This is a genomic window from Vibrio sp. 10N.286.52.F8 (assembly GCF_041468745.1).
Lineage (GTDB): Bacteria > Pseudomonadota > Gammaproteobacteria > Enterobacterales > Vibrionaceae > Vibrio > Vibrio crassostreae_C.
This window is the reverse complement of sequence record NZ_JBFRJF010000036.1, coordinates 176,331-201,550: the sequence shown is the minus strand read 5'-3', so window position 1 is coordinate 201,550 and position 25,220 is coordinate 176,331. Positions and strand designations below refer to the sequence as shown.

Annotated in this window: 16 protein-coding genes; 3 read left to right on the top strand and 13 right to left on the bottom strand. The window is 47.1% G+C overall.

The window, feature by feature from the left end; genetic code table 11:
* Nucleotides 1-88: 88 nt before the first annotated feature.
* The 11 genes from AB4133_RS17865 to AB4133_RS17815 form a co-directional block, all read right to left on the bottom strand.
* A complete protein-coding gene (locus tag AB4133_RS17865) occupies nucleotides 89-2,503 on the bottom strand; it encodes a GH36-type glycosyl hydrolase domain-containing protein (RefSeq protein ID WP_372225203.1) in 2,415 nt (804 codons plus the stop codon).
* Nucleotides 2,504-2,611: 108 nt separating this feature from the next.
* Nucleotides 2,612-3,703, bottom strand: a complete 1,092-nt coding sequence (locus AB4133_RS17860; RefSeq protein ID WP_372052400.1) for an ABC transporter ATP-binding protein — start codon at nucleotides 3,701-3,703, stop codon at nucleotides 2,612-2,614.
* Entirely contained in the window at nucleotides 3,703-5,052 is a 1,350-nt protein-coding gene (locus AB4133_RS17855) for a GH1 family beta-glucosidase (RefSeq protein WP_372154568.1), read from the bottom strand. The genes AB4133_RS17860 and AB4133_RS17855 overlap by 1 nt, the downstream gene beginning before the upstream one ends.
* 17 nt (nucleotides 5,053-5,069) lie before the next feature.
* Nucleotides 5,070-5,918 (bottom strand): carbohydrate ABC transporter permease, encoded by an 849-nt coding sequence (locus tag AB4133_RS17850; protein WP_017061568.1) that lies wholly within the window; start codon nucleotides 5,916-5,918, stop codon nucleotides 5,070-5,072.
* A gap of 46 nt (nucleotides 5,919-5,964) precedes the next feature.
* A complete protein-coding gene (locus tag AB4133_RS17845) occupies nucleotides 5,965-6,951 on the bottom strand; it encodes a carbohydrate ABC transporter permease (protein WP_017070431.1) in 987 nt (328 codons plus the stop codon).
* Between the two features lie 67 nt (nucleotides 6,952-7,018).
* Complete coding sequence (locus AB4133_RS17840; protein ID WP_017083012.1) at nucleotides 7,019-8,266, bottom strand: ABC transporter substrate-binding protein; 1,248 nt, start codon at nucleotides 8,264-8,266, stop codon at nucleotides 7,019-7,021.
* Between the two features lie 18 nt (nucleotides 8,267-8,284).
* Nucleotides 8,285-9,292, bottom strand: a complete 1,008-nt coding sequence (locus AB4133_RS17835) for a LacI family DNA-binding transcriptional regulator (protein ID WP_372225200.1) — start codon at nucleotides 9,290-9,292, stop codon at nucleotides 8,285-8,287.
* Nucleotides 9,293-9,738: 446 nt separating this feature from the next.
* Nucleotides 9,739-11,757, bottom strand: a complete 2,019-nt coding sequence (locus AB4133_RS17830; RefSeq protein WP_372225198.1) for a methyl-accepting chemotaxis protein — start codon at nucleotides 11,755-11,757, stop codon at nucleotides 9,739-9,741.
* Between the two features lie 199 nt (nucleotides 11,758-11,956).
* Nucleotides 11,957-13,297 (bottom strand): carbohydrate porin, encoded by a 1,341-nt coding sequence (locus tag AB4133_RS17825; protein ID WP_372225196.1) that lies wholly within the window; start codon nucleotides 13,295-13,297, stop codon nucleotides 11,957-11,959.
* Between the two features lie 373 nt (nucleotides 13,298-13,670).
* Nucleotides 13,671-15,731 carry a prolyl oligopeptidase family protein gene (locus tag AB4133_RS17820; RefSeq protein ID WP_372225193.1) on the bottom strand — a complete coding sequence of 687 codons (2,061 nt, stop codon included), beginning with the start codon at nucleotides 15,729-15,731 and terminating at the stop codon, nucleotides 13,671-13,673.
* 11 nt (nucleotides 15,732-15,742) lie between these two features.
* A complete protein-coding gene (locus tag AB4133_RS17815) occupies nucleotides 15,743-16,660 on the bottom strand; it encodes a LysR family transcriptional regulator (protein WP_017061562.1) in 918 nt (305 codons plus the stop codon).
* Between the two features lie 234 nt (nucleotides 16,661-16,894).
* On the opposite strand from AB4133_RS17815, the gene AB4133_RS17810 reads away from it, so the two are divergent.
* The 3 genes from AB4133_RS17810 to AB4133_RS17800 all read left to right on the top strand — a co-directional run bounded on the left by AB4133_RS17810 (nucleotide 16,895) and on the right by AB4133_RS17800 (nucleotide 22,948).
* Nucleotides 16,895-18,589, top strand: coding sequence for an L-lactate permease (locus AB4133_RS17810; RefSeq protein WP_017061561.1), 1,695 nt, complete (start codon nucleotides 16,895-16,897; stop codon nucleotides 18,587-18,589).
* A gap of 201 nt (nucleotides 18,590-18,790) precedes the next feature.
* Nucleotides 18,791-19,930 (top strand): FMN-dependent L-lactate dehydrogenase LldD, encoded by a 1,140-nt coding sequence (gene lldD / locus AB4133_RS17805; protein ID WP_010432610.1) that lies wholly within the window; start codon nucleotides 18,791-18,793, stop codon nucleotides 19,928-19,930.
* Between the two features lie 162 nt (nucleotides 19,931-20,092).
* A complete protein-coding gene (locus AB4133_RS17800) occupies nucleotides 20,093-22,948 on the top strand; it encodes an FAD-binding and (Fe-S)-binding domain-containing protein (RefSeq protein WP_372225190.1) in 2,856 nt (951 codons plus the stop codon).
* Nucleotides 22,949-23,078: 130 nt separating this feature from the next.
* Here AB4133_RS17800 and AB4133_RS17795 read toward each other — a convergent pair whose 3' ends face one another.
* A complete protein-coding gene (locus AB4133_RS17795; protein ID WP_102501619.1) occupies nucleotides 23,079-23,321 on the bottom strand; it encodes a hypothetical protein in 243 nt (80 codons plus the stop codon).
* A 160-nt stretch (nucleotides 23,322-23,481) separates the two neighbouring features.
* The gene (locus AB4133_RS17790) at nucleotides 23,482-25,218 is read right to left on the bottom strand and encodes an ABC transporter permease subunit (protein WP_372225187.1); all 1,737 of its coding nucleotides are present in this window, start codon (nucleotides 25,216-25,218) and stop codon (nucleotides 23,482-23,484) included.
* Nucleotides 25,219-25,220: the final 2 nt, after the last annotated feature.

The window sequence follows — 25,220 nt, the reverse complement described above, 5'->3', positions numbered from 1 at the left end:
TTGCTAACGAAACAACGCAACGAAAGAACCAAACTAAAGAAGCAAACTAAAGAAGCAATAAAGGGCGCATAAAGCGCCCTTCTCTTTGTTAACCTAAAATCACCTCGATGGTGTGCTCACCAGAGGTAAACACTGGCGCTTTATTACCTGAAATTAGGTCACCGTTGACCTTCATCTCTGCCACTCCCTTACACACGTTATTTGGGTTGGTAACATGGATATTGTAGGTCGCGCCACGGAACTGACGACGCACTTTGAATTCAGGCCACTCAGCAGGAATACATGGGTCCACCAGCAAGCCATCCACTTCAGGGCGAACACCCAGAATCCACTGCGTACCCGCCACGTAAGTCCAAGATGAAGTACCAGAAAGCCACGCATTACGTCCTAAACCGAACTGTTTGTGCTCGTCACCCAGAATGTTTTGTGGGTAGCAGTAGGGTTCAGATTCAAAGGTATCGATGTCATCGTTCTTAGAAGCCGGGTTGATTTGACGGTAGTACTCGTAAGCACGCTCACCGTTGCCCATTTTCGCTTCTGCGATCATCACCCATGGGTTTGAATGCAAGAAGATACCGCCGTTCTCTTTCGCACCTGGTGGGTAAGTCGATACACCACCTAATTGTGGATTAAAGCCGTTGTAACCCGGTGTTGAAAGCTTGATGCCATTGGTAGTGTTTAGTTTGTTGTAAACCGAATCTAGCGCTTGTGTGGCACGTTCTTGTGTCGCGAAACCAGAAATCACAGGCCAGCTTTGACCGTTGGTGTAGATCTGCCCTTGCTCGTTCTTGTGAGAGCCAATCGGCAGGCCTTGCTCATCAAAGTAACGCACAAACCATTCGCCATCCCAACCGCACTCATTAACTGTGCTCTGCATTTGTTGGTATTGCTCTTTGAACTGAGCGTCCAGCTGTTCCTCACCGCGTAACTCACAGAGGTCCAACATATCGAGCAGGGCTTTACCGTACATGTTAGCGACCATCATCGACTCAGCACCCGTTGGCAGGTTCACCGTGTCATTCCAGTCTGCAAAACCTAATAACGGTAGGCCGTGCTCACCCGTATTGGTGTAGGTAAACTCGATCGCGCGACACAAGTGATCCCAAACGGTACCTGTTTCCACAGGGTTGCCCGCTTTGTCTTTTTGGTAGAACGGAATATCTTTGTTCAAGAAATCGGCATTGCCTGTCTCTTTCACATATTGGGTCACTGCGTAGATGATCCACAGATGATCGTCACCGTAGTAATCCGGGCGATCTTCCTCTTCACGTGAGTCACCAGCGTTCGCTTCCATGGTTGATGGGAAGAACTGGTGCATCGCAGAACCATTGATGTTTTGCACTGATAGTAAGCGCTCAATGAACTCACGCGCCTCTTCTGGCATATGAGTAATCACGCCCAACGTATCTTGCGAAGAATCACGGAAACCGATACCACGGGCGCCATAGCCAAGCTGGTATAGAGACAGGTAACGAGACCAGTTTTTAGTGGTGTGACACTGACGTGGGTTATGTACGTTAAGCATCGAGTTCATTGCCGGATCTGGCGTTTCAACCTGAACCGCTTGCAAGTATGTATCCCAGTGCTCAGCCAGTTCAGCGAAAGCCGAATCAACCACTTGATGGTCACGATATTTAGCCAGCAGAGGAAGTGCAGCTTCTAGGCTCTGTTCTTGCGCGATTTGTACAATCGTACGTTCTGTCTGCTCTGGAGATAACCAACCCAAACGCAGGTTAAGCGCGCCAATGTTGTCACCACGCAAACACTCAGTATTGCCAAGCTCATCGTTTTCTAACGCTTGCGGGGCAGCCCATGTGCCGTAACCAAATTGACCAAGGAATGATTGGCGATCACCATCAAAAGACGTCGCAGGGCGATCCGCTGTCATCAAATTTACCGCGTAATCACGCTTCATAAAGGCATACTGCTCAAGCACGGTATGACCCGATTCTTGCTGGTGTGCTTTCAGTGTCATGGTTTGTGGAACCCAATCCGCATTCAATAGCTGCTTAAGCGCATCGAAGTGCGTGAATTCATACACCGGTACCACATCAACGTGCAGCGCTTTGTCTGAAATGTTGGTGACTTTGATGTCTTGCAGCAATACTTGGTCTGCTTTTGGTACGAAGAAGGTCGCTTCACAACGCACACCAAACGCTTCTGCAATGATGGTGGTGTAAGACAGGCCTGTATGGTTTTCAAACTTATCTAGCGGCTTCAGAGTCGGAGTGTAGAAGGGTGAGAACACCTCTACATTACCCGCTTCGTCACGCACCTTGAGGTACATGGTCGAACCTTTGAAATCTGAGTTTGGCAGTTGTGCGATGTACTTGGTGATACGGTTCAGTGCCGGGTCGCCCTTACACAACAACACACCGCCATTGCTATCGACAATGCCACCAAAATCTAATGTGCCAACATAGTTACACCATTTAATCGGTGTACATGGCGTGGTTGCTACGTATTCTTTGTTTTTATCGTCAAAATATCCGAATTTCATCATCACTATCCCTAGCCCCTCCCAAATCAGGAGGAGCCAAAACAATTTGTCGTAAGTAGGTTGGTATCAGCTCGTTAGCTGACTTAAATTGACTGGCTAGCTCGTAATTGACTAGCTCGCTAGCGAATTCTCACTCAGTGCATCGAATAGGTGGAAAGCATCCAAATCCAAGTAAAGCGTCAGATCTTTTACATCCACTTCAGCGGCTTGGGTTTCAACCATCAGCGGTTGACCGCCAATTTCTGTTTTCAGAAGAATGCTCGCGCCTAGTAGTTCCTTGTCTTTGATTTTCACAGGGAATGGCAGCACGCGGTCGTGGTCAACTTGCTCGGCACGTAGGTGAATATCTGTTGGACGAACACCAAAATGCAGAGCTAGGTTCTTAGATGCCAGAGACTTAAAGCGCTCAGGCAGTGGGATATGAACATCGCCGATTTCAACGAAGTACTCGCCTTCTTTTTCAATCAGTTTTGCTTCCAACATGTTCATTGATGGGTTACCAATGAATTGCGCGACAAACTTGTTTGCCGGACGCTGGAACACCTCGGTTGGTGTACCAACTTGAGCAACATATCCGTCTTTCAGGATCACGATGCGATCCGCCAATGTCATCGCCTCGATCTGATCGTGGGTTACGTAGATCGTGGTGGTTTTTAGTTCACGGTGTAGATGTTTGATCTCTTCACGCATCACGCCACGAAGTTTTGCATCTAGGTTAGACAGCGGCTCATCAAACAAGAAAACCTTAGGCGTACGAACCATCGCACGGCCCATTGCCACACGCTGACGCTGACCACCAGAAAGCTCTTTCGGCTTACGGTTCAGTAGTGGATCAAGCTCTAGCATTTTCGCCGCTTTTAGCACTTCTACGTCGATTTCTGCTTTTGGCATGCCCTTCAGCTTCAGAGCAAATGCGATGTTCTCGTACACTGTCATGTGCGGGTACAGCGCGTAGCTTTGGAATACCATCGCTAAGTCACGATCTTTAGCATCGACCTTGTTCATCACTTTGCCACCAACGACGATGTCACCAGAGCTGATGCTCTCTAGGCCTGCAAGCATGCGTAGTGTTGTCGACTTACCACAGCCAGATGGGCCAAGGAAAACCACGAACTCGCCGTCTTCAACCGTAAAATCAAACTCTTTTACAACTTCAACATCGCCGAATGATTTTTTGATGTTCTTAAATTCTACTTTAGCCATTATCTGTTCTCCTCAGCGCGCTCTTGAAGCATGTTTCGGTACGCAATTGCGCTCTGTTTCAGTGTTCTTTCTTGAGTGGTGTAATCAACATGGACAATGCCAAAACGTTGGCAGTAGCCGAATGCCCACTCAAAGTTATCCATCAGACTCCAAGCGAAGTAACCATCGACTTTCACACCCGCTTCAACTGCGTTGTGAACTGCTTCGATGTGGCCTTGGAAGTAACGAACACGTTGTTCATCCATCACTTGTCCGTTAACACGCTCATCGTTACCTGCTGCACCATTCTCTGTGATGTAGATAGGCGGCATATTTTCGTAGCGAGCATCCAGCCTTACCAATAAATCGGTTAAGCCTTGTGGGTTGATCTCCCAGCCGATGTAAGTGTGTTCAGCATCAGTCTGTTTTACTGATTCAATATCACCATTCTCGTTGAAGCGAGCGACATTGCGTGTGTAGTAATTGATACCGATATAATCAACAGGTGCGCTTATGATGTCTAGGTCGCCTTCTAGAATCATCGGCATGTTCATCGCTTGGCGCTCGACAACTAGCTGTGGGTATTCACCTTTCAATACTGGGTCGATGAACCAGTGGTAGTTCTCCGCTTCACAGTAATCTGCGGCACCTTGATCTTGTGATGTTAATGGGTAAGCCGGAGTCGCGTTAAATACCACTCCATGCTTAGCATGAGGCGCATTCTTACGCAGAATCGGCATCGCCAAACCGTGTGCCAACATTAGGTGGTGAGACGCTAAGTAACCCTCTTTCTCACCCTTGATGCCTGGTGCGTGTTCGCCCCAACGGTAGCCTAGGAATGCAGACACAAACGGTTCGTTCAGCGTTGTGTAAACATCAATCTTGTCACCGAAGTAGTTACTCACCACTTCTGCGTATTCTGCGAACTTGTAAGACGTTTTACGATTCAGCCAACCACCTTTGTCTTCGAGGTATTGCGGCAGATCCCAGTGATACAGAGTTACGTAAACCTTCATGCCACGAGCATGACACTCATCGATGATCTGCTCATAAAACTCTAGGCCTTGCTGATTCACCACACCGTCTTGCGGCAGGATACGTGGCCAAGCAATGGACAGGCGGTAAGCATCAACACCTAAGCCTTGAATCATCTCGATATCTTGTTGCCACAGATGGTAGTGATCACACGCCACATCACCATTGTCGCCGTTATCGACCTTACCCGGCGTCTTACAGAAAGTGTCCCAGATAGACGGTGTACGACCGCCCTCTTCAACGCCGCCTTCAATTTGGTATGAAGATGTCGCGACACCGAATACAAATTCCTTACTGCGTAACTTTGAATCACTTGGAAGTTGATATTTATTCATTGTTATAACCCTTAAACCTAACCTTTGACTGCGCCGGACGTTAAACCACTGATCATCTGTTTCGATGCGAACAGGTAAGTAATCACGAGCGGTAAAATAGAAATTGTTGTACCTAGCATTACCGCGCCCCATGGCGTATTCGGAATACCTTGAACACTTCGAAGTGCTTGCGTAATAACATAGTTATCTGGGTTATTTAGCACCACGAGAGGCTGCATAAACATGTTCCAGAAGAAAACGAACTGAACGATAGCCAGTGTTGCTAAGGCAGGCTTCATCAGTGGCAATACCACACTCCAGTACGTTCTGAACTCACCTGCACCATCCAATTTCGCTGCTTCAAGTAGCTCTTTTGGAATCGATGCAATCACGTGCTGACGCATCAAGAAGATACCAAACGGCGTGGTTGTGAACGGTAGCCATACCGCCATGTGGTTATCCAACAAGCCTAAGAATTTCACGATCATGAAGTAAGGGATCAGGCTAAGCACTGGCGGAATCGCCATTGAGCCAACCAACATGCCAAACAACACGTTCTTACCGCGAAACTTAAACACAGCAAACGCGTAACCACCCATGCTACAAAACAGCAGCGAGATGGTTGTGCCCAAGAAAGCCACGTAAATCGAGTTAAACATCGCTTTCCAAAACGGCATGATTTCTAGCAGTTTTGCGTAGTTCACCATTAGGCTGTCGCCAATCGCAAAGCTGATGCCCGAGCCGAAGATCTCCGAGCGGTCACGTGTTGAAAGCAGTGCTGACCACACAAACGGGAACACCGTAATGATTGCGGAAACAATCAGTAATATGCCGAGCATGACCATCAAGATCTTAGTCATGATGTACATGGTGCGTTCGCTTGGCATTAGGCCACTTAATGGTGAGGTATTTGTCTTAATTGATGTCGACATCTTAATGTTCCCCTAAGCCTTTCTTACCGAAGAATAAAAATTGAACCAAAGTACAAGACGCGATCAGTGCAAACAGAAGCCATGAAATTGCTGACGCTGTGCCCATTTCTAACCATTCCCAACCCACTTTGTAGAGGTACATAGAGATAGTTAAACCAGATTGACCCGTACCACCTGTACCACGCGTTAGAACGAACGGTTCTTCAAACATTTGCAGGTTACCGATGATGGTCATGGTGATTGCAAAGAAGATGAATGGACGAATCATTGGTAGTGAGATGTTCCAGAAGCGGCGGAAGGCATTCGCACCATCCATACGTGCAGCTTCTAAAATGTCTTTAGGAATCGTCATTAAACCAGTGGTGTAAAGGACGATATTAAAACCGGTGTATTTCCAGAAAACCATGATCGCAATAGACGGCTTCACCATAGTGGCATCGTCTAACCAGCGGATTGGTTGAAAATCGTTAACCCAAGCAAATGCCCAACCAAACAGCGTGCTATCGGCTAGTGCCATTAGCGTTTGGTTAATAATTCCTGAGTTAGGAGAGTACATGTTGAAGAAAATCAGTGATGCTGCGACCGTTGATGTGATGAACGGTAGGAAGTACGCCGATGTTAGCCAGTGACGCATACGGTCACCCATTGAAACCAACATGTAAGCCACTGGAATAGCGACTAAGTGCTGAGCAACACCCGATGTGATTGCTAGCCACAATGTGTTCTTTAATGAACGCCATAGCCATGGGTCAGTCAAGGCAATGTGATAGTTCTCAAAACCAACGAACTCCATTGCATCCATGCCCTGTACTGGGTTCCATTCGTGGAACGACAGATAAACAGAGAACAACAGCGGGAAGATCCCAAATACAGAAAAAATGATCAGAAACGGCAGAAGGAATCCATACGGTGTAAGCGCTTTCAGATTTAGACGAGAAAAAAGGCTTTTGTCCGCAGGTTCTATCGTTGTGCTCGCTGTATGATTCATAGTAACGACCTCTTAAAAAAGGAAGCGCGTTATCCACGCTTCCTCACTTACTCAAAGTAATAACAAATTAAAGATTACGCGTACGACGCTTGATTAGACGCTCTGCCTCTTTAAGCGCAGTCTTGATGTCTTTACCTTCATCAAGTACTTCCATCAATGCGTTCTCTAAGATAATAGAACGTGCAACGTGGTCGCCTTGTGCTGGAGAGACCGGTTTGATGTTTTGCGCCACTTCAGCAAAAAGAAGACGGGCTTTTTGTCCGCCTAGGAACTCCATCTCTTCTTGGAAAAGCTCATCGTCATACGTTGTGATGTTCGCAGGGAAAGCGGCAATCGTTTCGAAGTGCTTAAGCTGTACTTCACGGTCAGTCGTCATGTATTCAATAAGCGCCCAAGCTTCATCTGGGTTGTCTGATTGAGTTGGAATTGAAAGGAATGAACCACCCCAGCTGCCGTAGATACCATCAGGTAGGTTTTCTACTGCCCACTTGCCTTTAGTTTCAGGTGCAATCCAGTTGTTTAGGTGACCAAGAAGCCAAGCGCCAGAAAGTTGAGTTGCAAATGTGCCGTTGCGGAAGCCTTCGTACCATTCGTTAGACCAAGCCAAAATGCGGCCGTCTAAGCCTTTGTCGCGAATCTCTTTTGCTACTTCAAAAGCGTGAACAAAACGCTCAGATGTCACCACTGGGTTGCCATCTTTATCGAAGTACAGACCTTCACCTTCAGGAACGGTCGTGAAGATAATCGCTTGTGCCACGTCGGCTGCCGAAGCGATAAGTTGTACGTTTTGCTCTTTCAGTTTTTCACCAGCAGCAATGTATGAATCCCAATCTTTGATTGCTTCTTCTACATCAATGCCCGCTTTTTCGAACACGTCGGTACGGTAGTACATAACACCTGGACCTAGGTCGACAGGGATACCATACATATCGCCGTCAGCGCCTTTACCTTGTGCCCATGCGTATGGTGCGAATCGTTCTTCGTATTTATCTGCACCGTAGTTTTCAGACAGGTTAACTAGGCCGCCAGATCCAACAAATGGACCAATTTTCTCAACGTCGACAACAATCACATCACCGGCACCAGAGCCCGTTGCAAGGTTCGTTGTGAGTTTCGTGTGGTGGTCACCGTGGTTGTTCATAAGGTAATCAACTTTAATCCCCGTTTCCTTTTCGAAATCAGGCAGTAATACCTTCAGGCTGCTATCGAAATCAGGGAAACCGTCGAAACGAATTTCTTTGTCTGCTGCATTTGCAGCTGTTGTACCTAATCCTAAAGCAACCGCGCATGAAAGCGCTAAGGTCTTAAATTTCATGTTCTATCCTTAATATTTTTATAGGGTAACTGGTAAATCCGATACCGAGTTTCTAGTGACCAACGTCGGCAGCAATTTAAAGTTCACGTCATGTTTTATTTTTTTTAGCTTCTGTAGAGTGAGCTGTACTGCTTCAACGCTCATCTCTTCAATAGGGAAATTAATGGTGGTCAAACTAGGGGTCAGATAGCGCGCGAAGATGGTGTTATCGAAGCCGACAAGAGAAACGTCTCTCGGAACAGACAATCCCTCTTTATGCAAAACTTCGAACGCGCCAAATGCCATGTGATCGTTTGAAGCAAATACCGCCGTAAAGTGGCATTTTCTGTTGATCAACTTCTTCATGGCGCTGATGCCTGTCTCTTCAGTAAAGCCCGCTTCCGAGACTAATGCTTCATCGTATGGCACACCCGCTTCTTCCAAGGCCTTTCGATACCCCTGCAAACGCCCCCTAGCATCTGCTTTATCTAAAGGCCCGGTAATACACGCGATATCTGTATGTCCCTTTTGCAAAAGATATTGAGTAGCGAGTAGCCCCCCGACTTCGTTATCAATATCAATGCAACTCATCGCCATTTCTGGGATGAAGCGGTTAATTAAAACCACAGGGGTCCCCTGTTCTTCCAATTCAATTAAATAATCATCACTGAGCAGTTGAGTATGAAGAATCAAAGCATCAACACGACGCCCCAACAGAAACTCCACAGACTCACGTTGCCCTTGCTCAGTATTCGAACCCGCTGTAACCACAGCGTGGTAACCAAAGCGGCGTAGGTTTTCCTCTATGCAATGCAAGATGCCTGAATAGAAAGATCCGCCCAGTTCTGGAACAACAACACCCACACTTCCGGTACGACTTGAAGCCAAAGCCTGAGCGATAGAGTTCGGGCGATAACCCAGCTCTTTGATCGCCTTTTCAACCTTTAACTTCTTGTCGTGGCTCACTCTACTGGTGCCGTTAATCACTCTAGACACTGTCGCTTGAGACACACCTGCATGCTCTGATACGTGTTTAATTGTTGCCACTCGAACCTCGATACTTCATTAGCTTGTAACCGCTTACAAAACGATTATTAAGAAATTACGTTTTAGTTGAAGTGAGTGTCATCACACTAAACTTGGAGGTAAAAAGGCTGGATTTGGAAATCTTGAAAGCGCTTACAGATTCACTTCACGCCATGAAACTGTTTCATGAGATTCTTGCTCACCTTATCAAAACAGCGAGCGGTTACTTGCTGCCAGGGTGAAAGTAAGAACGCTTAAACTCCATTTATCAAAAAGTACTATTCGGTGATAAACCTCATCAGACAGTAATATACAGAGCAATATTGACCTCATTATTTCAGTGGTCATGCAAAATTGTATGGGAACATTTCATAGGTACTTCGAATTCGCTTTGCAGAACCCGAAACTTGAAACAACAACGCCCAGCAAAGGCTGGGCGTGAAACAGTAGAGAGCTTAGAGTCGCCTCTAAATCTTGTTTTCTGATTGCTCGGCGAGCTTAAACTCTTGAGTTAGTGAGAATTGCTGCTGCGACATGGTTTCAAGCTGTTGACCATGAGAAAACAGAACCTGAGATCGTTGAGAGTTGTCCTCTGCCAAGGTGTGTATCTGGCTGATGTTTTTTGTGACTTGAGAAGCAACCACTTGGTGTTCCGTGGTTGCAGTCGCGATTTGATGACTCCTTTGCTCTACCTCATTGAGCAGATCAGAGACCGTCGATATTGAGTGATTCACTTCGCCCGTTTGCTCAACACATTGAACCATCCCCACCACACATTGATTGATTTGCTCCACCGCCAATTTAGAACTGGTTTGCAACTGTTCAATCTTATTGTGGATCTCTTGCGTCGAAGCATTGGTTTTTGCCGCTAACACGCGAACTTCATCCGCAACCACAGAGAAACCACGCCCTTGCTCTCCAGCTCGCGCCGCTTCTATTGCCGCATTCAACGCCAGTAGATTAGTTTGCTCAGAGATCCCAGATATCACATCCAAAATGGAGCCAATGCTGGCACTTTCGCTTTCGAGCTGGCCAATGGTCGCTGTTGATTCTGCTAACTTACGCTCTAAACTGCCCATTAACTCGACGCTTTTATCCATGGTCTTCTGACCAGCACAGGAACTCGACACCGCTTCGGTTACAAGCGTTAGCGTTTGATTAGCGGCTTGAGTTATTTCGGTCACCGAGCACTCGATCTGCTCCATAGCTGTTGCCACCATCACGGTCTGATTGGTTTGGTCTTGCATCGCCTCGCTCAATGAACGGCTCGTGCTTTGATTCTCTATGGACGCCTCTTTTAAGCACGTCGACGAATAACGCATGTTCTCAATCATTTGAGTCAGATGACTGATCACTAAGTTGACCTTGTCGCTCACTGAGCCGAACTCATTATTGGCTTGATACTGCACCATCGCGCTCAAGTCTTTATTGGCAACTTGGTCGAGTGCACTTTGTAGCAGCTTGCTTGGTTTACGGATACCTTTGGCAATATTCAACCCGATCAACAGAGCAATAAGCACGGAAGCAAGTGCAATAAAACCCTGCATCACAAGGGCTTGCTGTGAAGAGTCCATCGATTCGTGATACAGGCGTGTCGCGGTGTCTTCGGCGTACATTGAAAGCTCATCAAAGTGACTTAACTGTTGATCGATTAGCTGTTCAATTTCCTGCTTTTGAAGGGAGATAGACTCATCGAGTTTGACGGTTTCTTTATGGGTAGCGACTGAGCCACTGGCTGAAAACGCGTGTGAAGCGAGCAACGATAAAGACTGTTTACTGCGGCGCAGCAAAGATGAATCCAGATTATCTAAACCTGCGACCGCTTGTTCGAATCGCTCTTTGCGACTTTGTAGGCGACGCTCTACCCCACGAACCTCCGAAGATGTTTGCAGAGAAAAAGCTTCATTCGCTTCTGCTGCAATCAAACTCAACTGAACCAACAAGGCTTCTACCGCTTTTTGCGTGTTGCCCGAACTCGTACTCGCCAATTGATTAACCAAGGTGTTATTGAGTTGTCCTACCACAGATTGAAATTGTTCCTGATCCATCGAACCGAGATCTTTACTATCCAAATAAGAGACGTATAAGTTTAAGGACTGTTCTATCTTATTGATGGTGGCAACGCCCGCTTCTTCAATATTTTGGAGCATGGGTTCAAGTGGTGAGCCCGATTCAGCCTTGCCATCAAACCAATTTAACTGCTGCTGATATCGCTCGATATTACTCAAAACGGTTTGTTTCAGCGGTTCGAGCTCATCAATGTAGTTGGCGGATAAATAGGGAGTAGTGCTGCGATTAATATCCAAAAAACGGATGGTGAGCGTGGAGGATTGGAGCATTAAAGGAGTGGCTTGTTGAGTGATGGTTTCGATGTGTGAGGTTATGTTCTTGTTGCTGCTGATACTCAACCATGCGCTACCAAGCATGATCACGATCAGCGTGAAGAAACCTAAATAAACTCGAGACACGATGGAAGAAAGTCTCATCGTTATTCCTTGATCTAGTGGCGAAAAAAAGGGCACAAAAATGTGCCCAAGAATGGAGTTAATTGAAACGTGCCCTAATCAATCTGCCTTTAGGGCTAAAATGGACAGTATTACGTGCTCTTAACAAGCATAGATATTTGAAAGCATGGCTCCTTGAAAATATGCCGAATTCAAAGAGCAGCGCTTTCTATACCTGTGATTACCACCAAGCTTCAAACATTGCGCCGAACGACAATGTATCAACATTGGTTGTCTTCACTGTGTTGCCTTTCGTTTCTACATCACCCACGGTTGTGTAGAAACGAAGCATTGGACGGCTCCAAGGTAAGCCACCTAGAGAAACGTTTTGAGAAAGCGTTACTTTCCATGCGTTCTCTTCACCGTCGTCATCGTAATCAACCATGCCGTAGCCCGCTTCTAACCATGTAGAATGAACATCATCCCATTGGTACTGTGGACGAACGATACCAGCGTATTCCGTGTTCTCGCGGTCTAGATCAGAGCCAGAATTGTCTTTGTAAGACACTAAGTAATCAATGATGAACTGTTCAGATGCAGCGTAGCTACCCTCAACACTTGCATACAAAGTCTGGTAATCACCTTTAAGGTCATATACCGATGAATCTGCACCGTCACCGTACTTAACAACCAACTTGTTAGACTCACCCAAGCCTAATGTTGCACCTACCAAGTAAGCCGTTTCATCACTGACTTTTTGACCTGGAGTCACGACAGGCTGCATTGAATCTGTCACTGGATCGTATACGTACTCAGTCGTCGTAGACGTATCCGCTTCGCTCGATGCAAAACCGTAGTTCGCGTAAAAATCCAGATTACCAATACCTGCGTCAATACTGTGTAGCTTCGCTGTCACGGCGTATCGGCCATTGTCATTTACGAGGCCGCCTTTCACTTGGCCAACAAAGCCCATATCTAGCTTAGCGCCGCCGAAATCTAGGTTGTTAAAGCCAGCGCCTTGACCATCGTGTGTCATCCAGAAGTAATCATTCAAACCTTGTTGCGGACGTTGATGGAAGTCGCGACCAGCCCACATGTAAAGTTCTGGTTGGCTTTCAAATACGTTAGTTACACCAGCGTACATTTTTTTCATGCTCAGGCCGCCGTCGTCAGCCCAAGCGTCTGCTTCCCAGTGGTCAGCCATGAATACGACGTCCCAAATCGCACCGTTGTCAGCTTGGAAAAGCTTAGCTAACTGAACCTCACCACCATTGGCTTCGTTACCCAAACGACCGACAGAACGACCTGTTGTACCGATGTCTACGTAACGCTCATCACCGCTCTTGTAGTGAGCGCCGTAACGAGCATAACCAGAGAAGACGATACCGTCTGGCACAGTTGTTTCTGAAGTTAGAACCGCTTGTTGCTGATCATCAACATACTTGATGTCCCCAACTTGAGATTCCAACTCTTGGATTCGTTGCTCGAGAGCAGCAAGATCCGTTTCTGCAGCAAAAGAAGAGAGTGAAGCAAGCGAAGCCGCCACTGCGACCGTTATTGGCAAAATCTTAAATTTTTGCATTGTAATTCCCTATTATTTTTTTGAGTTTTCATCGAACAGGGAAATATTAAGCAATGAAAGCGTTGAAAAGTTGGTCGCTGTTCACACTGATAAATTAGGTCGAGAGCCATGAAACTTTTAGAAAAGTCATACCCAAAACTATTAATTTAATATCAGAAACTTAGGAAAGGAAACGCGTGAAATATCAGCTTGAAATCGCTTTCATTTCATCAATAATGGCGGGATCTATCACGGAAAAGTGTATGTAAAAATGAAGGAAATATGGTGCAGTTTTGATAAGTTTTCATATATATGAAAAGCCTCAAAATCTAAGGTCGATTTTGAGGCTTTTTAGTCTGAGTCAAACACCCAATTATCTAGAATCAAGTATTATCTAAAACGAATCTAGAGATTCAACGCCCATATTAAACAGCGTAAACGCATAAATATCGGCAGTGAGATCGATCGCTTTACTCAATGGCATTCCAGCACCATGCCCTGCATTTACGTCAATACGAATCATCACGGGCGCACTACCTTCATGCTTATCTTGCAGCTCTGAGATGAACTTATAAGAGTGAGCCGGTACTACGCGGTCATCGTGATCAGCGGTCGTCACCAATGTTGCTGGATAATCCGTGCCACGCACCACATTATGAACCGGAGAATAGCCAAGCAGATATTCGAACATCTCTCTGTTCTGCGCGGATGTGCCATAGTCGTACGCCCACCCTTCGCCAGACGTGAATGTGTGGTAACGCAACATGTCCAACACCCCAACAGCAGGCAGAGCCACTTGGAACAGCTCAGGCTTTTGTGTCATACAAGCTCCTACCAGCAAGCCTCCGTTAGAACCGCCGCGAATCGCCAACTTATCGCTACTGGTGTAGTTTTCTTCAATTAAGAACTCGGCAGCAGCAATGAAGTCGTCAAAGACATTCTGCTTTTTCTGCTGAGTTCCCGCTTTGTGCCACGCCTTACCATACTCACCACCGCCACGCAGGTTCGGCACCGCATATACGCCACCCAGTTCTAGCCAACTGCCAACCGTGCCCGAGAAAGAAGGCGTTAGGCTAACGTTAAAGCCACCATAGGCGTACAACATGGTTGGATTATTGCCATCTAACACTAATCCCTTCTTATAAGAGATAAGCATCGGAACCTTGGTGCCATCCTTCGAGGTATAGAAGACTTGTTTAGACTCAAATTGATCCGACTCAAACGGAGACTCAGAGCGTTGGTAGATTTCAGAGCTTCCAGATTCAACATCAAAAGAGAAAATCGTTGGCGACGTTACATAGTTGGTAAAGGTGTAATGAAGCTGGGTTTGCTCTTTTTTACCACCCAAACCACTAGCCGTTCCTAGCCCGGGTAAATGAATTTCACGAACTAGGCTACCTTGGTAATCCAGCTGCTCAATCTTAGACACCACATCGACCATGTAATGAGCAAACAAGTAACCACCACCAGTGCTGATATCTAACGGCTGTGGCTTTTCAGGAATGATATCGAGCCACTGTTGACTGCTAGTATCAAAGCTCACCACCTTGCCATTAGGCGCATCGAGATTGGTGTATAGAATGAAGGTCTCATCTTGGTTATCGATGAGATAAGTGTCGCTATCCACATGATCAATCAGCGTGTTCAGCGATTGTTCCTCTGAACCTAAATCGATATAGAACAGTCTGTTACCCGATGTCGACTCTCGCCCTAGAATGGTCAAGTAACGGTCGTCTTCGGTGGTGTAACCCGACACATAGCGGTGCTGCTCGGCGTTATTCTCACCAAAAACCACTTTGTCGTTGGCTTGCTCTGTACCCAACTCATGGAAGTAAAGTTTGTGCTGTTCGGTACGTGCAGAAAGCTGGCTGCCGTCTGGCTTGTCGTAACTAGAGTAATAAAAGCCGCGATTACCCAACCAAGAAATACCGGTAAATTTAGCGTCTGTGATTTCGGCTTCAAGCTGCTGTTTAGTCTCGGTATCAATCACAAAGATCTTGCGCCAGTCGCTACCACCCTCTGAAATACTGTACGCCACTAGGCTGTAATCTTTAGAAAACGACACCGCACCCAGTGATGTAGTGCCATCTTCCGAGAAAGTATTCGGATCTAGGAAAATTTCTTCTTGTTGCCCTTCTTTGTGACGATAGAGAATGCTGTGATTCTGCAGGCCATCGTTCTTATAGAAATAGGTGTACTCACCTCGAACAAACGGCTGCGAGCTCTTTTTGTAGTCTTGCGCTTTCGCTAATCGCTCTCGCAGGTCATCGCGATACGGAATTTGAGCAAGGTAATCGAACGTGACCTCATTTTGGCTCGCCACCCACTGCGCGGTTTCGTCGCTTCTGTCGTCTTCTAACCAGCGATAAGGGTCTTCAACTATGTGATCAAAATAGTCATCGCTGACGATCTGTTTGTTGGTGACTGGATATTGATACTCTTTTAAATAGCTCATCGTGATCCTTATTAAAAATAATGTGAAATCGTCAGGTAACGCGTTCTGATGTGTTCAATCAATAACTTAATCTTGTTCGGTGGCTGGCGCGTAAAGGGGTACACCGCATAAATACCGAGCTTCTTGCCGACTAAGTCAGGGAAGATGTCCACCAGCTGGCCGTTACGAATGTCGTGATAAACCAGACAACGCGGCACATACGCGACCCCATGACCGCCCAACGCCGCCTTTCTTAATGCCGTCGCATTATCAGTAGAAAAAGAGCCCGAGACGCGCACTATGTATTTATCGTTATCGGTAAAGCCATCTTTGCTATGCAGAAACTGCCATTCGCTAGCACCCGTTGTTTGATAGGCGTATTGCAAGCAATTGTGCTCAACCAAATCCTTGGGCTGCATCGGCTTACCGTTCTTAGCGATATAAGATGGCGAGGCACACACCACCCATTGTGAATCCAATATATGACGGGCAATAAGGCTGGAGTCTTCCAAGTAACCGGTTCGAATGACCAAGTCGAGACCATCTTCAACCAAATCAACAAATCGATTGTTAAGAGACATATCGACCGTTAAACCTGGGTGCATATTACAAAACTCGGCCACAGCGTCTGCCAGAATCAAATCTCCGGAGATAGTAGGCACTGACATTTTGATATGACCACTGACATTTTCACCAAAGCCTGAAACTGCGTCCATAGCCTCTTGAGCTGCCTGCTTCACATTTTTGGCCCCGTGTAACATTGCCTTGCCCGCCTCAGTCAAGGTCAATTTACGCGTGGTTCGATATAATAATTGCACGCCAATCTCTTCCTCTAAACGCGCAATTCTTTTACTAACTACCGAATTTGTAAGGTTATTTTGCTCTGCCACCTTACTGAAGCTGCCTAGTTCTACCACCTGTGAAAACAGGATCAAATCGTCTGCTCGCATCTGATTATGCCAATTTTGGAATTAATTATTTTCATTATTTCCCTATATCAATAAAAAATAAAGGGGTAAATTCACGCCAAATTAACAAAACAATTACAAAAACAGTCATTCCAATTACAAGATTCGCCTAAAGAAGGTTCCCGTTTAGAGGCCAAAGCGATTCAAATAATGACAAACCATAACGTGATCTTTACTTCAAACATGAACGTTTGAAAACAGTACGAGGAAGTACCCATGAGTGAAACTCTACTAGCCCTATTGGCATTTTCACCAATAGTTGTTGCAGCGATTCTGCTGGTTGGCCTTAACTGGCCTGCAAAAAAAGCGATGCCTGTGGCATTTGCCTTAACCGTTGCTATCGCCCTACTTGCTTGGGACATGTCTGGCACTCGCGTGCTGGCTTCTGTATTCCAAGGCTTCGGCATTACAGTGTCGGTTCTCTGGATTGTGTTCGGCGCCATCTTCTTATTAAACACTTTGAAACACACCGGAGCTATCACCACCATCCGCAACGGATTCACTGATATATCCGCTGACCGTCGTGTTCAAGCAATCATCATTGCTTGGTGTTTCGGTTCATTCATTGAGGGCGCATCTGGCTTCGGCACACCAGCTGCCATCGCTGCACCACTGCTGGTTGCTATCGGCTTCCCTGCGCTGGCTGCGGTACTGATGGGCATGATGATCCAATCTACGCCAGTATCATTCGGCGCGGTTGGTACACCTATCATCGTTGGTGTGAACAAAGGATTGGACACGCACAACATCGGTGAAAGCCTGATTGCTCATGGCTCAACATGGGATGCTTATCTACAACAAATCACGTCAAGCGTTGCGCTAATTCATGCTTCTGTTGGTGTGATGATGCCTGTATTGATGGCAATGATGCTGACTCGCTTCTTCGGTAAGAACAAAAGCTGGACTGAAGGTTTAGATATCCTGCCGTTCGCACTGTTCGCAGGTGCTGCTTTCACTATTCCTTACGCACTAACAGGTGTTTTCCTAGGCGCTGAATTCCCATCACTGATTGGTGGTTTGGTTGGCCTTGCGATTGTGGTTACTGCAGCAAAACGTGGCTTCCTCGTACCAAAATCAAAATGGGATTTTGAGAGCGAAGACAAGTGGCCTGCAGAATGGCTAGGTTCTCTGAAAATCGACCTTGACGACAACAATCAAGGCCATAAGAAGATGAGCATGGCGATGGCATGGGCACCATACGTGCTGCTAGCGGTGACCTTGGTTGCGAGCCGCGTGAGCCCTGAATTCAAAGGCCTACTGAAGAGCGTTAGCCTATCGTTCAGCAACATCCTTGGTGAAACCGGTGTGAGCACTGCGATTCAGCCTCTGTATCTACCGGGCGGTATCTTGGTCTTCGTCGCGCTGGTTGCTGTTCTCATGCAATCTCGCAGCGCAACGCCACTGGCTAAAGCCTTCGGTGAATCGAGCAAGACTCTGATTGGCGCAGGCTTTGTGTTGGTGTTCACCATCCCAATGGTTCGTATCTTCATTAACTCTGGTGTGAACGGCGCAGATTTAGCAAGTATGCCCGTAACCACGGCAAACTTCGCAGCTGACCTCGTTGGTAGCGCATTCCCAGCATTGAGTGCAACGGTTGGTGCGTTAGGTGCCTTCATTGCAGGTTCGAACACAGTTTCAAACATGATGTTCAGCCAGTTCCAATTCGAAGTAGCGCAGACTCTGACTATCTCTAGTGCGGTGGTTGTTGCTCTACAAGCCGTTGGTGCAGCAGCAGGTAACATGATTGCGATTCACAACGTGGTAGCGGCATCAGCAACTGTTGGCTTGCTAGGACGCGAAGGTGCAACCCTACGTAAGACAATCATTCCAACGTTCTACTACTTGGTGATGACAGGCATCATCGGCCTAGTGGTTATCTACGGATTCAAAATGACCGACGCACTTATGTAAACCATAAGTCGTTCAAAAGCACTTGGCGTTAATACTCAATTCCCCGACAGCGACACCGTCTAATAAGACAGTTGATGAGTTCCGGGATGGATACTAGAGCACATCAACACCCATGGGTATTAACGCCATTTTCCCGAATTAAAGCAGCCCAAACCAAGCTCTCAAAGAAGAGCAACATCCCAAGAATTTAGGACTGAAATTATGATCATATCCGCATCGACTGATTACCGCGCCGCAGCAAAAGCGAAATTACCACCGTTTCTTTTCCACTACATTGATGGTGGCTCTTACGGAGAACATACCCTACGTCGCAACACGGCTGACCTAGCTGAGATTGCGCTAAAACAACGCGTACTCAACGACATGTCGGACCTAAATTTGGAAACCGAACTATTTGGCGAGAAGCTAGCGATGCCAATCGCACTGGCGCCTGTTGGTTTAACGGGTATGTACGCAAGACGCGGTGAAGTACAAGCAGCAAAAGCCGCCGACAACAAAGGCATCCCTTTTACCATGTCGACCGTGTCGGTATGTCCGATTGAAGAAGTTGCACCTAAGATTGAACGCCCAATGTGGTTCCAACTTTACGTGCTAAAAGACCGTGGCTTCATGAAGAACGTATTGGAACGTGCCAAAGCGGCAGGCGTGACGACACTGGTCTTCACCGTTGATATGCCAGTACCCGGCGCTCGTTACCGTGACATGCACTCAGGAATGAGTGGTCCAAATGCAGCAATTCGTCGTGTATTTCAATCTATGCGTCATCCTAGTTGGGCGGTGGATGTTGGTCTGTTGGGTAAACCACACGATCTTGGCAATATCTCTACTTACCGAGGTTCTCCAACCAAACTGGAAGACTACATCGGTTGGTTGGGTGACAACTTCGACCCGTCGATTTCATGGAAAGACCTAGAGTGGATCCGTGATTTCTGGGACGGCCCGATGGTCATTAAAGGCATTCTTGATGAAGAAGATGCAAAAGACGCCGTGAGATTTGGTGCAGACGGTATCGTAGTTTCAAACCACGGTGGTCGTCAGCTAGATGGTGTTCTATCAAGTGCTAAAGCACTGCCTGCAATTGCAGATGCGGTAAAAGGCGACACCAAGATTCTGGTCGACTCTGGCATTCGTACTGGCTTAGATGTGGTTCGCATGATGGCGATGGGCGCAGACTGCACCTTGCTTGGTCGCTCTTTCGTCTACGCGTTAGCAGCGCAAGGACAAGCAGGTGTTGAGAATCTACTCGATCTTTACGACAAAGAGATGCGCGTTGCCATGACATTAACAGGCGCGAAGACAATCAAAGACTTAACTCGTGAATCTTTGGTGGGGCTAGATTAAGCGGCCACGATTCTGATTTAGGTTCAGACTAATGCTTTGGTCTACTTAGACTGAAGTTCAATCGGTGTCACAGCAATTACACTGCCGTTGTGACACCGTTTAAGCACTGGAAAATAAAATAAAAACAAATCAGTGCCAAATAAGAAGCACAAGGAAGCAAAGATGGAGACAAACACATCCCATGAGCGAGTAATAGACGCACAAACTTATCAGCAGCTTGAAGCGATACTGGCTCAAAAAATAGAAACAGAACGCATTGTCACTCAAGAGGCAAAGCGATTGGCTTACGGCACCGATGCGAGTTTCTATCGCTTGGTGCCGAAAATGGTTCTAAGGCTTAAAAACTTAGACGAAGTGATATTCACCATTCAAAGCTGCCGTGAACTCGATATTCATTTTACCTTTCGCGCCGCGGGTACCAGCCTTTCAGGACAAGCGGTGTCAGACTCGGTACTCATCACCCTAACCGACGACTGGCGTGGTCATGAAATTGTCGATAACGGCAATCAGATCATTCTTCAGCCCGGTGTGATTGGTGCTGATGCCAACAAATACCTCGCTCCTTTCCAACGTAAAATCGGCCCAGATCCAGCTTCAATCAATACCTGTAAAATCGGTGGTATCGCGGCGAATAACGCCAGCGGCATGTGCTGTGGTACTGCGCAAAACTCGTATCGCACCGTTGAGAGCATGAAAATCGTATTGAGTGATGGATCCCTGCTTGATACGGCTGACAACGCAAGTGTTGAGGCATTCAAGCAATCACACAAAGCTCTGTTTGAAGGCATTGTTGATTTACACAAACAGACTAGCTCGAACCAAGAACTCGCAGACAGAATCCGCCACAAGTACCGCCTTAAAAACACCACTGGCTACGCGCTCAATGCACTGGTCGATTACCACGACCCAATTGAGATCATCAAACACCTGATGATAGGCTCTGAAGGCACGCTAGGCTTCATCGCTGAGATTACCTACAACACGGTGATCGAACATCCGAACAAAGCTTCGGCTCTGTTGGTGTTTGCCGACATCGAACAAGCCAGTAAAGCCGTTACTACGCTATCAAAAACACCCGTTGCTGCGGTTGAATTGATGGATGGCAGAGCGCTGCGCTCAGTAGCTGATAAACCGGGTATGCCTGCATTCATGCCGAACTTGGATTTAGAAGCCGCAGCGATTTTGGTTGAATCACACGCCAGCTCCCAGCCGGACTTAGATTTACAATGTAAATCAATTTTGGACGCATTGACTGAATACACGATTGTTGAATCGGTGCCTTTCACTTCCGATCCAAAGACAGTCGCAACTCTGTGGGGCATCCGAAAAGGCATGTTCCCTGCCGTTGGAGCCGTTCGTGAAGTTGGCACAACCGTTATCATCGAAGACGTGGCTTTCCCTGTCGAAAACCTCGCTAACGGTATTCGAGAGCTACAAGAGCTGTTCGACAAATACGACTACAGCGAAGCGATCATTTTTGGTCACGCCCTCGAAGGCAACCTGCACTTTGTATTTACTCAAGGCTTCGACAGTCAAACAGAAATCGATCGCTACGGCGGTTTCATGGACGATGTTGCCGAGCTGGTTGCGGTGAAATACCAAGGTTCTCTAAAAGCAGAGCATGGTACTGGTCGTAACATGGCGCCTTATGTGGAATTGGAATGGGGCAAAGACGGCTATGCCTTGATGCAACAGATCAAAGCGCTGTTTGATCCAGAAAGACTGCTCAACCCCGGCGTTATCATCAACGACAACCCGAATTCACACATCACCAATTTGAAGCCAATGCCTGCTGCCGATGACCTTGTCGACCGCTGTATCGAGTGTGGCTTCTGTGAGCCTGTTTGTCCGTCTCGTACGCTCACTCTATCACCACGCCAACGTATTGTTTTATATCGCGAGCTACAACGCCGTCGCGCTGCAGGCGAAGAGATAGAAGCAAGCGAACTAGAGAAAACCTTCGAATATCAAGGCATTGATACCTGCGCCGCAACCGGCCTATGTGCCGAGCGTTGCCCCGTTGGCATCAACACCGGTGATTTGATCAAGAAGCTTCGTATTGCCAAATACGAGAAATTTACACCAATCGCTAAGTGGACAGCGGATCATTTCTCGACCACCACCAAGCTGACCAAGGCCGGCCTCAAAACCAACCAAGTGGCGAGTAAAGTATTAGGCGCAAACACGGTCGGTAAGCTAACCAACGGCTTGCGCTCTATCACCAAAGGCGCGACGCCGGTTTGGATGCCTGAGATGCCACAATCCAATAGCCACTCGCTAGTCTCATCACCAGTGACAGCAGAATCCTCAAGCAATCACAAGAAGGTGGTTTACCTCCCTTCGTGTGCGAGTCGAACCATGGGGCAACAGAACGATGCGGGCGACCAACGTCCTCTAACTGAAGTGACCATGTCTTTGCTTAACAAAGCCGGATTTGAGGTTATTCTTCCGAAGAAGCTAGACGACCAATGTTGTGGCATGCCTTACGACAGCAAAGGGATGACCGATTTAGCCCAATCTAAAGCGCAACAGCTCGAAGAAGTGTTGTGGCAAGCCAGTCGTCAGGGTGAATACCCAGTCTTAATGGATACTAGCCCATGTGCTAAACGCAGTATTGAACAGTTCACCAAACCGTTAGAGGTATTAGAGCCAACAGGATTTGTGAATCAATACCTGCTTGAACACCTGACGCTTGAGCCGCTACAAGAGACCGTGATGCTGCATGTGACTTGTAGCTCTCGTCGAATGGGTTTGGAAGGCGCGATGTTGAGCCTTGCTAAAGCGTGTACCGAAGAGGTCATCGTTCCTGAACATATTCAGTGTTGTGGTTGGGCGGGTGATAAAGGTTTTACTACGCCAGAACTGAACGAGGCTGCGGTACACCCACTCAAAGAACAAGTACCGAGCAACTGTACTCGTGGGTTCAGTAACAGTCGAACCTGTGAGATCGGTTTGTCACACCACAGTGGCATTCCGTATCAATCAATCTTGTACTTGGTGGACGAAGTCGCGCAATAGCGGAGCCTCCCCACTTAAGGTATCGAGCAATTAGCTTAAACCTAAAACGAAAAATGGCAGCCCAATCAGGCTGCCATTTCTTTATTCGATTTAAAACGTATTACCGAGCTAGATATTGATGAGCTAACGGCTACTGAGCTAGGCGTATCAACTCTTCTGGCGAGTAGTGTTCTGCTTCTGCACCTTTGGCGATTAAGTCGATCACTTGGAACTCATTCATGTCACCAAACTCTTTAGTTAAATAATCACGAAACGCTTTCTCATTCGGCCATTTACCTCGCACGATATAGCCCTCTTCTTTGTCAAAGTCTTCCGTTTCAAAAAAGGAAAAGTCGGTCATACCAATATTGTGGCAATACAAAACGAGATACATGTTGAATCCTTAACGCTGAACACTTAACTAAGCTAAAAACCGATCGACAACCGATCCGAAAGCCAATTCAAAAAAACAGGCTCAAGGTTACAACATAAATGCCAAATCGAACACTCAATCGAATAGCACGTCGAAAACTTAAGCAGCCTGTTCTTTTTCGTTAATCATCAAACATCATATTAATTGCAGCACCTAACAGGATCAGACCAACAATTGGTCCCATGACAGCGATTGGCGCGCGTTCAATGTAGGGCAAGTTCTCAGCAATCATCAAACCCCATTCCGGTGTTGGTGGCTTTGCCCCTAATCCGATGAAGCTTAGCGAGGTCAGGCTCAATGTGATTACTGGCAGCCTCAACATCGCGTGCCTTAGCAAAGGTGGCAACACATAAGGAAGCAAGTAGAAACGGAAGATTCGAAGCTTGCTGGTGCCCCACAATGGCGCGAGATGCGTATAAGGTTGAGCCTTTGCTTCCACGATTAAGCTTGAACAATGTGCCGCCAATGGTGCCCAAGATACCAATACAATCGCGATTAATGCGCTGTTCGGATTCATGCCCGTTAAGCCAGCAACCAACAGGCCAGCAATGATGTAAGGAATACCCTTAGTGATCTCGATAAGACCTTGGCTAAAGCGGGTATTGAAGCCCATGATGATGCCCGTCACCAAGCTCAAAAACGTTGCCAAGATACCCGCTTGGAAGGTCGAGACCATGCCCGAACCGATTCTCGCCAGTAAGTCTCGGCCAATGCCATCTGCACCCAAAGGCGCTTGCCGACTAGGGTCTGCTAGGCGAGCAAACTGACTGGTATATGGGTCACGAAATGCAGCCCATAAAACGATAGCAATGAGGAAAGAAAAGATCGCAAAAGCAGTGACACGTTTAGCTCGATTCTGGGTAAAACGAAACGAAGAGTGACTACTAATCAGCTTACCGCTTTTCAGGCTGTGACCCAGAATCAGCTGTTGAACAAACAAGCTCAAACTACTCACGCCAATCGAAAACAGCAGCAATACCAACAGGCCGCCTTGCAACATTGGTAAATCTTGCGCCTTAGCTGCGCCTAGAATCATGCGCCCGATACCCGGAATCGAGAAGATAAGCTCAACCGCGACCGCACCACCCGTTAAGCCAATCACGATCATCGCGATTTGTGGGATCAGGCTGCTCAACGCTCTTTTCAACGCAAAACGAATAATTTGGTTGGAGTGAACGTTGGCACTGAGCCAAGTGATCACCCAAGGTTCATTTAAAACGCGTTGTAAACTGTCTCTAAGTAGACGACTAAATAGGCCACTGGCGGGCAATGCGAGCGCTAAACTCGGTAGCCAAATATCTTGCCAACCTTGCCAACCATACGGCGGCAGCCAACCTAACCAGATAGAGAACACCAGTATTAATACCGAGGCCACCACGTACTCTGGCAAGGATATTAATACGGTGCTTAAACTGCTGTAACTCTGCCCTAGTTTGCCCTTCTTCCAACTGCGCAAGGTAGCAAGTAAACCTGCACCGCACAGTACGAAAGTCATCACAAGTGCACTCGACATCAGAAACAGAGATGTCGACGCTGTTTTTTGAATGCCTAATGCAACCGAAGAACCATCAATCCAAGATTTACCTAGGTCACCCGAAAAAGCACTTCCTACCCAGTCAATCAGGCGCTCGCTTGCCGAACGGTCAAGCTGAAGATCAGCTCGCACCGCTGCTAAAGCTTCAGGCGTAAGCAGGTGTTGTTGCCCCGCCCTCGCACGCAGAATGGATTGGCTTGGGTCGATACCTGCAATGTCAGGCATCAAGCCAACAAGAATCACCACCACAATCAGTGAGGCGATTCTTGATAACCAAGGCGTCAAGAGAAATAAGGTTCGACGCAGAGTTTCAGCAGATAGCATCT